Source organism: Streptomyces iconiensis (assembly GCF_028657195.3).
GTDB lineage: Bacteria > Actinomycetota > Actinomycetes > Streptomycetales > Streptomycetaceae > Streptomyces > Streptomyces iconiensis.
The window spans coordinates 1-14,326 of record NZ_JANCPR020000001.1; the positions used below are offsets into that span (position 1 = coordinate 1).

Below are 14,326 nucleotides of genomic sequence, written 5' to 3' on the forward strand. Positions count from 1 at the left end.
ACCGTGGCGTCAGTTGCTGGTCACTTGATCTCGACGCGGGTGTCCTGGCGGACCTTCGCCGTCGTGGCGCCGGCCTCCGCGACGGGGGTGTCAGCGCCGCTGATGACGGCGGCCGAGGAGGCCACGACCACGAAGCCGACGGTGCTGTTGTCGCCCCACATGCAGAACGGCATGGTGAAGCCCTTCATCCCGGAGGTGGCGCCCGCTGCCGGGGTGAACTTCACCTTCTGGCACTTCATCACGGCGTCGTCCCCGAGCCCCGCGGGCTTCACCGTCTCGGCCTCACCGTCCAGTTCGGCCTTGCCGCCGCCGCCCGTGTTCGGGTCCTTCTTGGCCTCGTTGGCGACCATCATGAGCGCCGCGTCGACGACGGCCTCCGGGTTCTTGATGTCGCCGTAGACACCGCCGAACTGGAGCTGCTTCGTGTCGACGCCCTCGCCGCTCTTGTAGGCGGCGGACACCTGCTTCGGGTTCTGCACGCCGAACTTCTCGAACTGGGCGACGTCGCTCTGACTGAAGCCGCCCGAAGAGCCCTTGCCCGGTACCTTGTCGAACTCTCCCGCGACCGTCTGCGGCGTCGTCAGCTTGTACTTCTTGCCGTCCGAAGCGACGGTTCCGCCGCCCTTGCCGTCGTCGTCGCCCGTGAAGTAGAGGACGCCGCCGATGACGGCGCCGACCAGCACGAGAGCGCCGACGACGATGCCTATCGTCTTGCCCTTGCCGCCGCCGCTGTTCTGCGGCGGCATCGGCATCCCGGGCTGCTGCTGACCATAGGGGCCCGGCTGACCCGGCTGGCCCGGGTACCCGTATCCGGGCTGGCCCTGCGGCGGCGGCATACCGGGCTGGCCCTGCGGGGGCGGCGGCATGCCGGGCTGGCCGGGCTGCTGCGGGGGGTATCCGTATCCGGGCTGACCCTGGGCGCCGCCGTACGGGTTGGGACCGCCCGGCTGCTGCGGGGGCTGCCCGTACGGGCCCGGCTGCCCGTAAGGACCGGGCTGTTGCGGCTGTTGGCCGTAAGGTCCGGGCTGGTTGTCACTCATGGCGGCGCTTCCCCTCCGTGAAGTCTCCTCGAATGCGCACCGCTCATCCTGACGGATGGCACAGGGGAGCGCTGCACCGGTCCATAAACCGATTCGAGACCGCTACATTCCCGCCCGTACACTGGCCGTCGTGACCGACAACTCTCAGCAGAGCCCGGAACCAAACGGGCCGCACACAGCATCCCCCGCCAACCTGCCGACCCAGTACGCGCCGGCCGAGGTAGAGGAGACGCTGTACGAGCGCTGGGTGGAGCGGGGCTACTTCGCGGCGGACACGAAGAGCGACAGGACGCCGTACACGATCGTCATCCCCCCGCCGAACGTCACGGGCTCGCTCCACCTGGGGCACGCCTTCCAGCACACGATGATGGACGCGCTCACGCGCCGTAAGCGCATGCAGGGCTACGAAGCGCTGTGGCTGCCCGGCATGGACCACGCCGGTATCGCGACGCAGAACAAGGTCGAGCAGCAGCTCGCCGAGGAGGGCAAGTCCCGTCAGGACCTCGGCAGGGAGGCGTTCGTCGAGCGCGTCTGGCAGTGGAAGGAAGAGTACGGCGGCAAGATCCTCGGCCAGATGCGCCGCCTCGGCGACGGCGTCGACTGGAGCCGCGAGCGCTTCACCATGGACGCCGGCCTCTCCCGCGCGGTCCAGACCGTCTTCAAGAAGATGTACGAGGACGGGCTGATCTACCGCGCCGAGCGGATCATCAACTGGTGCCCGCGCTGCCTGACCGCGATCTCCGACATCGAGGTCGAGTACCAGGAGGACGACGGCGAGCTGGTCTCGCTGAAGTACGGCGAGGGCGACCAGACCGTCGTCGTCGCCACGACGCGCGCTGAGACGATGCTCGGGGACACCGCGGTGGCCGTCCACCCGGACGACGAGCGCTACGCGCACCTCATCGGCAAGCGCATCAAGCTGCCGCTCACCGACCGTACGATCCCCGTCGTCGCCGACGCGCACGTCGACCCGGAGTTCGGCACAGGCGCCGTCAAGGTCACCCCGGCACACGACCCGAACGACTTCGAGATCGGCCGCCGCCACGACCTGCCGTTCCTGTCCGTCCTCGACGAGCGCGGCGTGATCACGGCGCACGGCCCCTTCGAGGGCCTGGACCGCTTCGAGGCGCGTTCCGCCATCGTGGCCGCGCTGCGCGAGCAGGGCAGGATCGTCGCGGAGAAGCGGCCCTACGTGCACAGCGTCGGGCACTGCTCGCGCTGCAAGACGACCATCGAGCCCCGGCTGTCCATGCAGTGGTGGGTCAAGGTCGCGCCGCTGGCCAAGAAGGCGGGCGACGCGGTCCGCGACGGACGTACGCGGATCCATCCCGCCGACATGTCGTCCCGGTACTTCGACTGGGTCGACAACATGCACGACTGGACGATCTCCCGCCAGCTGTGGTGGGGCCACCGGATCCCGGTCTGGTACGGCCCCGAGGGCGAGGTCGTGTGCGTCGGCCCCGACGAGGAGCCGCCCGGCGGCGAGGGCTGGCACCAGGACCCCGATGTCCTGGACACCTGGTTCTCCTCGGGCCTGTGGCCCTTCTCCACGCTGGGCTGGCCGGAGCGCACCCCGGATCTGGAGAAGTTCTATCCGACGGATGTCCTGGTCACGGGGTACGACATCATCTTCTTCTGGGTCGCCAGGATGATGATGTTCGGCACGTACGTCATGGACGAGCCGCCCTTCCACACCATCCAGCTCACCGGCCTGGTCCGCGACGAGCACGGCAAGAAGATGTCGAAGTCCTTCGGCAACGTCGTCGACCCCCTGGAGTGGATGGAGGCGTACGGCTCCGACGCGCTGCGCTTCACGCTGGCCAACGGCGCCAACCCCGGTACCGACGTGCCGATCGGTGAGGACTGGGTCAAGGCGTCACGTAACTTCGCCAACAAGATCTGGAACGCCACCCGGTTCGCGCTCATGAACGGCGCGACCGTCGAGGGCCCGCTGCCCGGGCAGGACGAGATGGCGGCGACGGACCGCTGGATCCTCTCGCGGCTGAACGCGGTCGTCGCCGAGGCCGACGGGTACTACGACGACTTCCAGTTCGCGAAGCTCTCCGACGCGCTGTACCACTTCGCGTGGGACGAGGTCTTCGACTGGTACGTCGAGCTGGCCAAGACCACCTTCGGCAAGGGCGGCAGGCCGGCCGAGGTCTCCCGCCGCGTGCTGGGCGAGGTCCTCGACGTCGTGCTGCGGCTGCTGCACCCGGTCATCCCCTTCGTCACCGAGACGCTGTGGACGGCGCTGACCGGCGGGGAGTCCGTCGTCATCGCCGACTGGCCGAAGGACTCCGGCTTCCGCGACGAGGCGGCCGAGCAGGAGATCGCCACCGTCCAGCGCGCCGTCACCGAGGTCCGCAGGTTCCGCGCCGACCAGGGGCTCCAGCCCGGCCAGAAGGTCCGCGCCGAACTCACCCTGGACGGCACCTCGTTGGTGGCACACGAGGACGCCATCCGGCAGCTCCTGCGGCTCCAGCCCGCGGGCGAGGACTTCCATGCCACGGCCTCGCTGCCGGTCGCCGGCGCGACCGTCGCGCTGGACCTGTCGGGCGCGATCGACGTCGAGGCCGAGCGCAAGCGCCTGTCCAAGGACCTGGCCGCTGCGGAGAAGGAGCTGGCGCAGACGACGGGCAAGCTGGGGAACGAGGCGTTCCTCGCCAAGGCGCCGGACCACGTCGTGGAGAAGATTCGGGGCCGGCGGGGTGTGGCTGAGGTGGACATCGCGCGGATTCGCGCGCAGTTGGCGGCTTTGCCGCCGGGCTGAGCGGTTCGCTTCGCGCGGTCGCGCTTCGCGGGGTTCGCTGTGTGTTGGCTGCGGCTTGGTCGTGGCTGGGCGCGCAGTTCCCCGCGCCCCTTTGGGGCTCTGCCCCTGTTCGTGGGTTGTCCATCTGTCCGTTCGTTGTGGTTGATCGCGCAGTTCCCCGCGCCCCTTTCGGGGCGTTGACCGGCGGTGTCGTAGTGGCCTTGGCCATGTGGCGCCGTCGGTTTCGTTGCGGCGGGGAGCGCTTCGGTTACGTACGGGGATCCTTGCGTCGCGCCTGGTCACGGCGGTCTGAGGGGTCTTGTCAAATATCCAGGATTCTGGTTACTGTCGATTCGTGAACGTTTTCGACGATCGTTTCCTCACTCGCAACGGACTGGCGGCCCGCCAGCTCGCGGCCCTCTTGCTGGGGTCCGAGCCGGACAGTCGTCTGCCCCGGGTCAGGGACCTCGCCGAACAGCTTGGCTGCGGGAACGGCACCGTTCAGGCGGCGCTGCGGCTGCTGGAGGAGTCCGGCGCCATCGAGACCGCGGCGCGCGGTCACCTCGGTACCTTCCTCGTCCACTCGGACAGGTCCGTGCTCTGGCGGCTGTCCGGGCTGGGCACGCTGCTCGCCGCGATGCCGCTGCCGTACTCGCGGCGGTACGAGGGCCTGGCCACCGGGCTGCGCACCGCCTTCGACGAGGCGGGAACGCCGTTCGCGCTCACCTTCATGCGAGGCGCGGGGACCAGGACCACGGCGCTGCTGGAGGGCAAGACCGACCTCGTCGTGCTCTCCCGGTTCGCCGCCGACCGGCTGATCGAGGAGCACCCCGGAGAGCTGAGCCTGGTGGTCGACCTCGGGCCCGCCACGTACGTGGGTGCACACGGACTGCTGCTGCGGAAGGGCGCCGACCTGGGGAAGCCGGGACTCCGGGTCGCCGTCGACCACGCCTCGGAGGACCAGCACATTCTCGCCGAACGGGCCTTCGTCGGCCGTGCGGACATCGAGTGGGTGGAGTCCTCGTACATGCAGCTGCGGGACCTGTTCGCGCAGGACCGGGTCGATGTCACCCTCTGGAACCTCGACGAGGTGCAGGGCAGGGTCGGAATGAACGTGGACGTGCTGCCGCTCGGGGACGAGATAACCCGTGACCTCGCGCTGCGGAACTCCAGCGCCGCCGTCATCGGCCGCTCGGCGAGCGACAACGCGCTGAACGCCGTGCGGGACGCGCTCGATCTCTCCCGGGTGACGGCTCTGCAGACCGAAGTGCTTCGAGGTGACCGGATGCCGTCGTACTGACCTCCTTCGTACGGACGCCGCGCGCGTCGCTTTCCGGTTCAGGCCCTTTGATGACGGCCCTTCCGTGCGGCGGCCCGCTCCGTCCCGAGAATCCAGAATCCCGATTTCTGTGGAGGGTTGCCGCGAGGCCACCCTTCCCGATCCGCCAGGAGACAGGAGCCCGCCGTGGACGACCAGCTCGCACAACGTATTCAGCTCTTCCGCGAGGGCGGCCAAGTGCGGCCGGAAGCCGTGGACTTCGTCGTCGAGGAGCTGGCCGCGCTCGCCGACGAGGGGCGCCCGGTCACCGAGAAGACCGCGGGGATGCTCACCAGCCATCTGATGATGGCGCTCACCCGGCTGCTCGCGGGCGAGGCCATCGAGCAGTTCCTGACCGACGAGGAAGTGGCCGCCGAACTGGCCGGTCACCCCGAGGCCGTTGAGCGCGCCCGGCGTACGGCGCGCAGGGCGCGGTCCGAACTCGGCGCCGAACTGCCGGAATCCGAGATCAACTTCCTGGCGATGCACCTGGCCGTACTCGGCCGGCGCGTCGCCGGCTGACCGCACGTGCCACCCGGTCGCCTCCGCGACCGGTGTTGAACGCGCACCGCGAGACCACCCACATCAGAGCCGAAAGAGGAAACCAGCCATGACGAAGATCCTTACCGGTGGAGTCGGCAAGAGCGAGACGGCGAACGCCATCAAGGAGCTGGGGATCGACGGCATCGACGTCGTCGTCTCCAGCGACATGGACGCCGCGATGAAGCTGCGCGCCGGCCAGGCCGACTACTACCTGGGCACCTGCCACACCGGCGCGGGCGCCTCCCTCGGGGTGCTCGTCGGCCTGATGGGGCAGCCCGCCTGCCACACCTTCGGCCGCGGTGTTCCGTCCGAGGAGGAGGTCGACGCGCTGCTCGCCGAGGGCAAGAAGGTCTTCGGCTTCTCGATGGACCAGATCGACGCCGTCGCCCCGCTCATCGCCCGCGCCGCCGCGCGGCAAGCCGCGTAACCGGGAATCCCCGCCCGGGCCTGAGGAAGTGACCCCGTGAGCACCATGACCTCACTGGCAGCAGGAGCCACCCTGGACTTCTCGCTGCCGCAGCAGTTGCTCGTCATCGCCCTGTGCGCGCTGACCGCGTTCGTCGCGCACATGGCACTGGCCGTCTTCAACGACGGCACGCGCCCCTTCATGCTGGACTTCATCCAGGGGCGCTCCACCCGTACGGCCGCCACGGCGGTGTCCTTCGGGCTCTCGGCCGGGTTCATCTTCGGCCTGGGTGCGCCGATGGCGCTCTCCACCGGCGTACTGAACCCGTGGCTGCTGTTCCTGCCCACCGACATCCTGGGGCTGCTGTCACCCAAGAAGTGGCTCGCGCCGATCCTGGGCGCGGCCTGGGGAGCGGTGGTCGTCTTCGCGCTGGGCGGCGCCAACAACCTGGCGCACGACCTGCCCGTGGACTTCCTGACGGCCATGCAGGAGATGTCCACGCCGATCCTGTTCCTGTTCACGCTGTTTCCTGTGCTGGCCATCACCAAGCAGTTCGGCCGCAAGTGGGGCGGCGTCGCGGGCGTGCTCGAACTCGCCCTGGTCGTCCTGACGATGAAGGTGTGGCCGGACATGTTCGCCGGCGCGCTGGCGATGGCCGCAGGTGTCCTGATGCTCATCGGGCTCGCCGTCTCCCAGGACCTCAGGCAGCGCAAGGCCGACCTGGCCGCTGCGCTCACCAAGAAGTCGGACGGTACGGCCGAAGCGGACGGAGCGGGCGGTACGGGCGGAGCGAGTGGTACGGGCGGAGCCGGTGAGGCGGAGGCCGCCGAGGATCCGATGGCCTCGCTCTTCAGCGCGAGCGCCGCCCGGCTGCGGCGGTACCTGCCGCTGTTCATGCTGCTCGGCGCGGGAGTCTGTGTCCTCGCCCAGATGCATATCTTCGGCGGCGGCGAAGCCACCAGCTTCCTCATCGCCAAGGGGCACATCTCCGAGGCGGCGCAGGTGGACTTCTACCGCGTGTTCGGCTTCATCCCGCTGATCGCGACGACGGCGCTGGCCTCCGGTGCGTACGGCATCGCCGGCTTCACGCTCGTCTACCCCATCGGCTACCTGATGCCGAACCCCGTGCTGGCCGCGGTCGTCGGCGCTGCCGTCTTCGCGCTGGAGGTGCTGGCGCTCTCGTGGATCGGCAAGATCCTCGGCAGGCTGCCCAGCGTCCGCGACTCCTCCGAGCACCTGCGGAACGCGATCTCCGACTCCCTCCAGCTGGCCATCCTGTTCGGCTCGCTGATGGCGGCCAACGCGATGGGTGGCGGCCTGGGCATTCTCATCGTCGGCGGGCTGTATCTCCTCAACGAGGCGATGGGACGCCCCGTCGTCCGGATGGCAGCCGCTCCCGCCGCGGTGATCGTCGGCGGCGTGCTGCTCAACATCCTGTACTGGCTCGATCTGTTCACCCCCATCAAGGGCTGAGCCGCCGGAACGGGACCTGCCGGGCCCGCACACAGGAAATCCTCGCCAGAAGGGCACCGCACCATGAGTACTCCGCACACCACCGAGCCCCTCGTGCGGACCGTCACCGGGCCGCTGTCCCCCGCCACCGTGCGGGGGCCGGCGCTCGCCCACGAACACCTGGTCCTCGACCTGGACCTCAAGGGCGACGGCGCCGCCGTACTCGGTGCCGACCGGCACGGTGCGGCGGTGACGGGCGAACTGGCCGCGCTGCGCGAGGAGTTCGGGCTCTCGCTGGTCATCGAGCTGACGTGCAGAGGCATGGGCAGGGACCCGGGCGCTCTCGCCCGGATCTCGCGCGAGAGCGGGGTACCGGTCGTCGCGGCCACCGGCTGGTACTACGAGCCGTTCCACACCCCCGAGCTGGCCGGCGCCTCCGTCGAACAGCTCACCCGCACACTCGTCGGCGAGGCCGAGCAGGACGGCGGCGGCCTGGACGGTACCGGCATCCTGCCCGGCGTACTCGGCGAGGTCGGCAGCCACGGTGAGACGCCCAGCGAGCCCGAGGCGCGCTCGCTGCGCGCTGCGGCGCGCGCCGCCGTGGCGACCGGGCTGTCCGTCTCCACACACGCCCAGCTCGGCAGGGGCGGGCTCGCTCAGCTCGACCTGCTGACCGGCGAGGGCCTCGCCCCGCACCGCGTCGCCGTCGGGCACCAGGACCTGCTCGACGACCCCGCCGTGCACCGTGCGCTGGCCGCGGCCGGCGCGTATGTCGCCTTCGACACCGTCGGCAAGGAGAGCTACCAGAGCGACGAGGTACGCCTGCGGCTGCTGCTGGCGCTGCTGGAGGCCGGGTACGCGGACCGGGTCCTGCTCAGCTGCGACATCTCACGCCATGGCTACCTGCGTACCGAGGGCGGTCAGGGATATGGGCATCTGTTCCGCTCGTTCCTGCCCCGGGCGCGCGCAGCGGGCGTCGACGAGGACCTGATCGACCTGATGACCCGGCGCAACCCCCTGCGCTTTCTGACCGGCGCGAGCCCGGAGGAGATCTGACATGGCCGCCCCTACGCCACCCCCTTCAGCCGTCCCTTCCGAGTCCTCGTCCGGGTCCGTTTCCCCGTCCGGGTCCGCTTCCTCTTCCGGTGACGTGCCTCCCGTCCTCCCCGTCACGTTCCCGCTGCCGACCGTGCGGGTCGAGGACGCGGTGACGCGCCAGTTCCGGCTCCTGGAATGCGTGGCGGCGCACTTCGAGGGCCAGGAACTGTTCGCCTCGGACGCCGGCGTGGTCCCGGGGCTCGGCAGGCCCCGCAGCACGGCCCGCGTCGAGGCCGTACTCGCCGCCTACTTCGGTACCGAGGACGCCGCACTGGTACAGGGAGCGGGCACCGGCGCCATCCGGGCCGCACTGAGCGCCGCCGTCAGCCCCGGCGAACCGCTGCTCATCCACCGTGCTCCCGTCTACCGGAGCACCGCCGTCACCCTGCGCGGGCTGGGCGTGGAGACCGTGGAGGCCGACTTCAACGACCCGGACGAGCTACGCGCGGCGCTCGCCTCCGGCCGGTTCAGGTGGGCGTACGTCCAGCACACCCGGCAGCGGCTCACGGACTCCTACGACCCCGCCGAGGTGCTGGCCGCCTGCGCCGACGCGGGTGTGCGCACCCTCGTGGACGACAACTACGCCGTCTTCCGCGTGCCCGAATCCGGTGTCGAACTCGGCGCGGACGCGTCCTGCTTCTCCCTGTTCAAGCTGCACGGACCCGAGGGCGTTGGCGTGGTCACCGGCACCGCCGACCTGGTCGCGCGCATCCGGGCCGACAACTACTCGGGCGGCGGCCAGGTCCAGGGCCACCAGGCGCTCGACGCGCTGCGTGCCCTCACCCACGTACCGGTGCTGTGGGCCGTCCAGTCCCGCGTGGGCGAGGAGGCAGCGGCACGGCTCGCAGCGGGCGAGGTGCCCGGCGTCGCCGAGGCGCGGCTGGCCAACGTCCAGGACCGGTGCCTGCTCGTACGGCTGACCGAGCCCGTGGCGGCCCGGCTCCCCGCGGTCGCCGCCTGCTACGGCGCGGCGCCCTACCCGGTCGGCTCCAACTCCCGCTACGAGATCGCCCCGCTCTTCTACCGGATGTCCAGCTCCACCCTCGACGACCGCCCTGAACTGGCCGACTGGGTGGTCCGCGTCAACCCCATGCGCGCAGGCGCCGACCAGGTCCTCGACATCCTGCGCCGCTCCCTGACCGCACTGCGGAACGAGCAGGACGGCCCGGAACCGGGCCACAGGCCGGAACCGGGCCATGAGCCGGACGGGCCGGAACCGGGCCACGACGCGAGTCAGGCCGCGGGTCAGGCCACGGGTCCCGACGCGGGTCCCGATGCGAGTCAGGCCGCGGGTCAGGCCACGGGTCCCGACGCGAGTCAGGCCACGGGTCCCGACGCGGGGCGGGCCACCGGCCCTGACACCCGATCGGCCACCGGCCCGGCCCCCGCCGACCGCGCGCGGCCGTACCCCGCCCCCCACGCACCGCAGCACCACGCAAAGGACTGACGTGTTCCTCGACAGCCTTCTCGCCCGTAACCCGCGGCTCGCCGATGTCGCGGCCGATCTTCACCGGCGCGGTGAGATCCCACCCGACACCTACGTCATGGACCTCGACGCCGTCGGTGAGAACGCCGCCGTCCTCGCGGGGGAGGCCGAACGGCTCGGTCTGGGGCTGTGGTTCGTCGTCAAGCAGATCGGCCGTAACCCGGAGCTGATCAGAGCCATCGCGCGCAGCATCCCCGCGTACGCGGCCATCGACGCCGACGAGGCACGCACCCTGCACGCGGCGGGCGCACGCGCGGGGAACCTGGGCCACCTCGTGCAGATCCCGCACCGCGCGCTGCCCGAACTGCTCGCGCTGCGCCCCGAGACCGTCACCGTCTACGACCTCGACAACGCGCGCGCCGTGTCCGAACAGGCCCGCGCCCTCGGTTTCACACAGGACATCCTGATCCGGCTCGAAGGGGCCGAGGGAGCGGTCTACCCGGGGCAGGAAGGCGGCGTTCCGCTCGACGGGCTCGACGCGTTCGCGCACGAGGCCGAGGCGCTGCCCAGCGTACGTATCGCCGGGGTCACCGCGTTCCCCTGCGTACTGTGCGATCCCGCGACCGGAGCGCCGGAGCCCACGCCCAACTTCGACATCGCGCTCAAGGCCCGCGATCTGCTGGCGGCGCGCGGTCACCGCGACCTCAAGCTGAGCGCCCCCAGCGCCACTTCGGCGGCCTCGCTCCCGCTGCTGGCCCGGCTCGGCGCCACGCACGGCGAACCGGGGCACGCGCTGACCGGCACCACACCGCTGCACGCGCGCGACCTGTCCCAGCCGGAGCGGCCCGCGTACGTGTACGTCACCGAGGTCGCGCACACCCTGGCCGACGGGCGCCCCGCTGTCTTCGGCGGCGGCTTCTACCCGCGGTCGCACATCCGCTCGGCGCTGCTGCCGCGCACCGGGCAGCGGCTGGCCGTCGCCGAGGCGCCCGCCGAGAACATCGACTACTACCGGTTGCTCGAAGCCCCCGCTTCCGGCGCGCGCGTCAGCGCGGGCGAGACCGCGCTGCTGGCGTTCCGTACCCAGGTCTTCGTCACGCGTTCGACGGTCGCCGTGGTCGAGGGACTGTCGTCCGGCACACCCCGGCTGACGGGGCTGTACGACTCCCGCGGCCTTCCCCGGAACGGCGCACCTCCCGGGGGCGGCGCCCGGCCCGGGGACGGCACACAGCACAGGAACGGAGCACTGTGATGAGCAGGACCGTCATCGTCGTCCTCGACGGCTTCGGGATCGGCGCCATGCCGGACGCGGGCGCGCTGCGCCCCGGCGACGTGGCGGCCGACACCTGCGGGCACGTACTCGACCGCGCCCGCGAGGAGTTGGGGCGCCCGCTGCGGCTGCCCGTGCTGGGTGCGCTCGGCCTCGGGCTCGTGCACCCGCACCCCGATCTGGCCCGCCGCACCCACCTGCCCGTCGCCGCAGGACGTGTCGGACTCGGCTACCCGGGAGCCGACACCTTCGCGGGGCACCAGACCATGATGGGCGCCGACTTCAGCCGGGTGACCGTGGCGCGGCTCGCCGACCGCCTCGACGAGGTCACAGCGGCACTGCGCGCCGCGGGCCACCAGGTCGAACCGCTCGACGGCAGGCCGCTGCTCGTGGTCGACGGCAGTGTCCTCGTCCACGACAACCTGGAGGCCGACCCGGGCATCAACTGGAACGCCACGGGCCGCCTGACGGACCTCCCGTTCGACGGCATCCTCGCCGTCGCGCGCACGGTGCGTGCCGTGGCGCCCGTCGCCCGGGTGATCGCGGTGGGCGGCAACGCCGACGGGCCGCTGGCCGGTTTCGTACGGGAGGGCGACGGCGGAACGGTCGGCCTGGACACCCCGGCAACCGGCGTCTACCGCAACGGCGGTCTCCAGGTGCAGCACCTGGGCGCGCACATCGACCACGCGCGCCAGCTTCCCGACCTGGCAGTACGCGCCGGAATCCCCGTCACGCTGGTGGGCAAGGCGGCGGACATCCTGGAGTGCGAGGCGGCCGTGCGCCGCCCCGCCGTGCCGACGGCCGACGTGTTCGCGCACACCCTGGAGGCGGCACGGGCCCCCGGCGACGCGCTCGTCGTCGCCAACGTCCAGGAGACCGACCTCGCCGGGCACCAGCAGGACACCGCACGGTTCGCGCAGGTGCTGGAGCAGGCGGACGCGGGTCTGGCGGGCGTGCTCTCGCTGCTGGACCGGCCTGGCGACCGGCTCGTGGTCACCGCCGACCACGGCAACGACCCGACGATCGGCCACGCCAACCACACCCGCGAGTACGTACCGGTTCTCATCCACAGGGCGGGCGAGGCCGCCTGCGAACTCCTGCCCGACGCCGCCTCGCTGGCGGACATCGGCGCCACGGCGGCCGTCTCCCTGGGCCTCGACCCGGCCGGCCTCGCCAACGGCACCCGCCTCCGGCACGCGGAGGACGCAGCCTGAACGGTTCGCCCTGGACGGACCCGGCCTGGACGGACCCGGCCTGAACGGACCCGGCCTGAACGGACCCGGCCTGAACGGACGCGCCCCGCGCCACCCGCCACCCCGCCGCTCCACGAAGGAAACCGGCGCCGCCCGCAGGAACCGGGCGGGCGGCGGCGGGCGCAGGAACCGGGCGGGCGCAGGGACGCGGCCTACTGGCCCATCACGTACTTGACCGTCGGACCCGTGGTCCAGCCGCCGTCGACGGCCAGTTCGGCGCCGGTGACGTAGGAGGCCCCGTCCGAGAGAAGGAAGCAGACGGCCGAGGCGATCTCGTGGGGTTCGCCGACGCGGCCCATGGGGGTGTTGGGGTAGTTGCCCTCGCCCTGCTGGATGCCGACCTCGGCCGTCATGGGCGTGTACGTCATCCCGGGGTGCACGGAGTTGACCCGGATGCGGTCGGTGCCCAGCTCCACGGCGCCGATCTTGCTGAGGCCGCGTACGCCCCACTTCGAGGCCCCGTATCCGGCGGTCAGCGCCAGGCCCATCAGCCCGGCCGCCGAGGAGATGTTGACGACGGAGCCGCCCCCGGCCTGCCGCATCGCGGGGATGACGGTCTTGAGGCCGATGAAGACGCCGGTGAGGTTGATGTCGAGGACCTTACGGAAGAACTCGACGGAGACGGTCTCCAGGGGAGCGCCCGTGGAGATGCCGGCGTTGTTGACGAGGCCGTCGAGGGAGCCGAACTCGCCGACCGCGTACTCCGCGACCCGCTGCCACTCCTGCTCGGAGGTGACGTCGTGCCGCAGGAAGCGTGCGCGCTCGCCCAGTGCGGCGGCCGTGGCCTGGCCGTCCTCCTCCAGTACGTCCGTGAGGACGACGTTCGCGCCGCCCGCGACGGCCTGCCGCGCCGCCTCGGCGCCGATGCCGCGCGCCGCGCCGGTGACGAGGACGGTCTTGCCGGTGAGATCGGTCATGTGATGCTCCAGGGGGATGTGCTCAGGGATTCGATGCAGCGTGCCGCGAGCGCGGCGGGACCCTGCGGACCGTCGGCCGGCGCGTCCCCCGCTGCCCAGGTCTCGACGGCGACGCGTACGGCGGTGGCCGCCGTGCCCGCCGCCAGCCGCAGTCCGAGGGGCAGCGGGCGGCGCTCCGGGTCCTCGCCGGCGCGCTCGGCGAGCGCGCCGGCGAGTGCGACCTCGGACTGGTGGTAGGCGTCGTTCCAGACGGTCCGCAGTACGGGGTTGTCGTCGGCCAGCCGCAGGAGCGAGCGGACCCACTCCAGGGACTCCGCGTTCGCGGGGTCCTCGGGGGAGAGCGCTTCGCGGGTGCCGTGCACCAGTGCCTCGGGGAGCGGCAGCGCTGCCGGCGCCGCGCGGGTCGCGTCCACCCACAGCCGTGCGCCCGCGGCGAAGAGCGGTGCGACGGCCTCCTCCTTGGTCGCGAAGTACCGGTAGAAGGTGCGCGGTGCGACGCCCGCCGCGCGGGCGATGTCCTCGGCGCGGGTGTCACGTACGCCCCGCGCGACGAACAGCGCGGCTGCGGTGCGGGCGATGTCGGTCCGTGTCGCGGCCTTGCGCCGCTCGGTGAGCGAGGTACTGGTCACGGGCATGGTCAGCAGACTATGCCTGCATGGCACAATCTGTCAGCGGGGGTCGTCCGGCGCTGGTGCAACCGGGCTTGACCTCCCCTTTTGTGTGCCCGGGGCGCGGCTCGGAACCTCCGTGTCGCGCCACATCCATGCGGTCCGCATCCATGCGCGTCCGCGTCCGTGCGTATCCGCGGACGTCCGTTGCGTATCCGCGTCCGTGCGTATCCGCAGCGCCTCTGC

General features: G+C 71.5%; 11 protein-coding genes and 1 pseudogene. 9 read left to right on the forward strand and 3 right to left on the reverse strand.

Features of this window, described 5'->3' with window-relative positions; genetic code table 11:
* Positions 1–20 precede the first annotated feature (20 nt).
* Positions 21–1,040, reverse strand: coding sequence for a hypothetical protein (locus tag NMN56_RS00005; RefSeq protein WP_283742472.1), 1,020 nt, complete (start codon positions 1,038–1,040; stop codon positions 21–23).
* A gap of 130 nt (positions 1,041–1,170) precedes the next feature.
* Here NMN56_RS00005 and NMN56_RS00010 point away from each other — a divergent pair, with 130 nt between their 5' ends.
* From NMN56_RS00010 to NMN56_RS00050, 9 genes and pseudogenes are all read left to right on the forward strand, one after another.
* Entirely contained in the window at positions 1,171–3,810 is a 2,640-nt protein-coding gene (locus NMN56_RS00010; RefSeq protein ID WP_274039947.1) for a valine--tRNA ligase, read from the forward strand.
* 334 nt (positions 3,811–4,144) lie between these two features.
* Positions 4,145–5,089: a GntR family transcriptional regulator YhfZ gene (gene yhfZ, locus NMN56_RS00015; protein WP_274039946.1), complete on the forward strand. Its 945-nt coding sequence runs from the start codon at positions 4,145–4,147 to the stop codon at positions 5,087–5,089.
* A 165-nt stretch (positions 5,090–5,254) separates the two neighbouring features.
* The gene (locus NMN56_RS00020; RefSeq protein ID WP_274039945.1) at positions 5,255–5,629 is read left to right on the forward strand and encodes a PRD domain-containing protein; all 375 of its coding nucleotides are present in this window, start codon (positions 5,255–5,257) and stop codon (positions 5,627–5,629) included.
* 88 nt (positions 5,630–5,717) lie between these two features.
* Positions 5,718–6,077: a DUF2620 domain-containing protein gene (locus NMN56_RS00025; RefSeq protein ID WP_274039944.1), complete on the forward strand. Its 360-nt coding sequence runs from the start codon at positions 5,718–5,720 to the stop codon at positions 6,075–6,077.
* A gap of 45 nt (positions 6,078–6,122) precedes the next feature.
* The gene (locus NMN56_RS00030) at positions 6,123–7,529 is read left to right on the forward strand and encodes a YhfT family protein (protein ID WP_274040014.1); all 1,407 of its coding nucleotides are present in this window, start codon (positions 6,123–6,125) and stop codon (positions 7,527–7,529) included.
* Positions 7,530–7,592: 63 nt separating this feature from the next.
* Positions 7,593–8,564 (forward strand): phosphotriesterase family protein, encoded by a 972-nt coding sequence (locus NMN56_RS00035; protein WP_274039943.1) that lies wholly within the window; start codon positions 7,593–7,595, stop codon positions 8,562–8,564.
* A gap of 94 nt (positions 8,565–8,658) precedes the next feature.
* Positions 8,659–9,771 (forward strand): annotated as a pseudogene (locus NMN56_RS00040) (aminotransferase class V-fold PLP-dependent enzyme); the annotation flags it as partial.
* A 283-nt stretch (positions 9,772–10,054) separates the two neighbouring features.
* A complete protein-coding gene (locus NMN56_RS00045; protein WP_274039942.1) occupies positions 10,055–11,284 on the forward strand; it encodes an alanine racemase in 1,230 nt (409 codons plus the stop codon).
* Positions 11,284–12,516 carry a phosphopentomutase gene (locus NMN56_RS00050; protein ID WP_274039941.1) on the forward strand — a complete coding sequence of 411 codons (1,233 nt, stop codon included), beginning with the start codon at positions 11,284–11,286 and terminating at the stop codon, positions 12,514–12,516. The genes NMN56_RS00045 and NMN56_RS00050 overlap by 1 nt, the downstream gene beginning before the upstream one ends.
* 191 nt (positions 12,517–12,707) lie before the next feature.
* On the opposite strand, the gene NMN56_RS00055 is transcribed toward NMN56_RS00050, so the two are convergent.
* On the reverse strand, positions 12,708–13,472 hold the full coding sequence (locus tag NMN56_RS00055; protein WP_274039940.1) for a glucose 1-dehydrogenase: 765 nt from the start codon (positions 13,470–13,472) through the stop codon (positions 12,708–12,710).
* Entirely contained in the window at positions 13,469–14,107 is a 639-nt protein-coding gene (locus NMN56_RS00060) for a TetR/AcrR family transcriptional regulator (RefSeq protein ID WP_274039939.1), read from the reverse strand. Before NMN56_RS00060 ends, NMN56_RS00055 begins: the two co-directional genes overlap by 4 nt.
* Between the last annotated feature and the right edge of the window lie 219 nt (positions 14,108–14,326).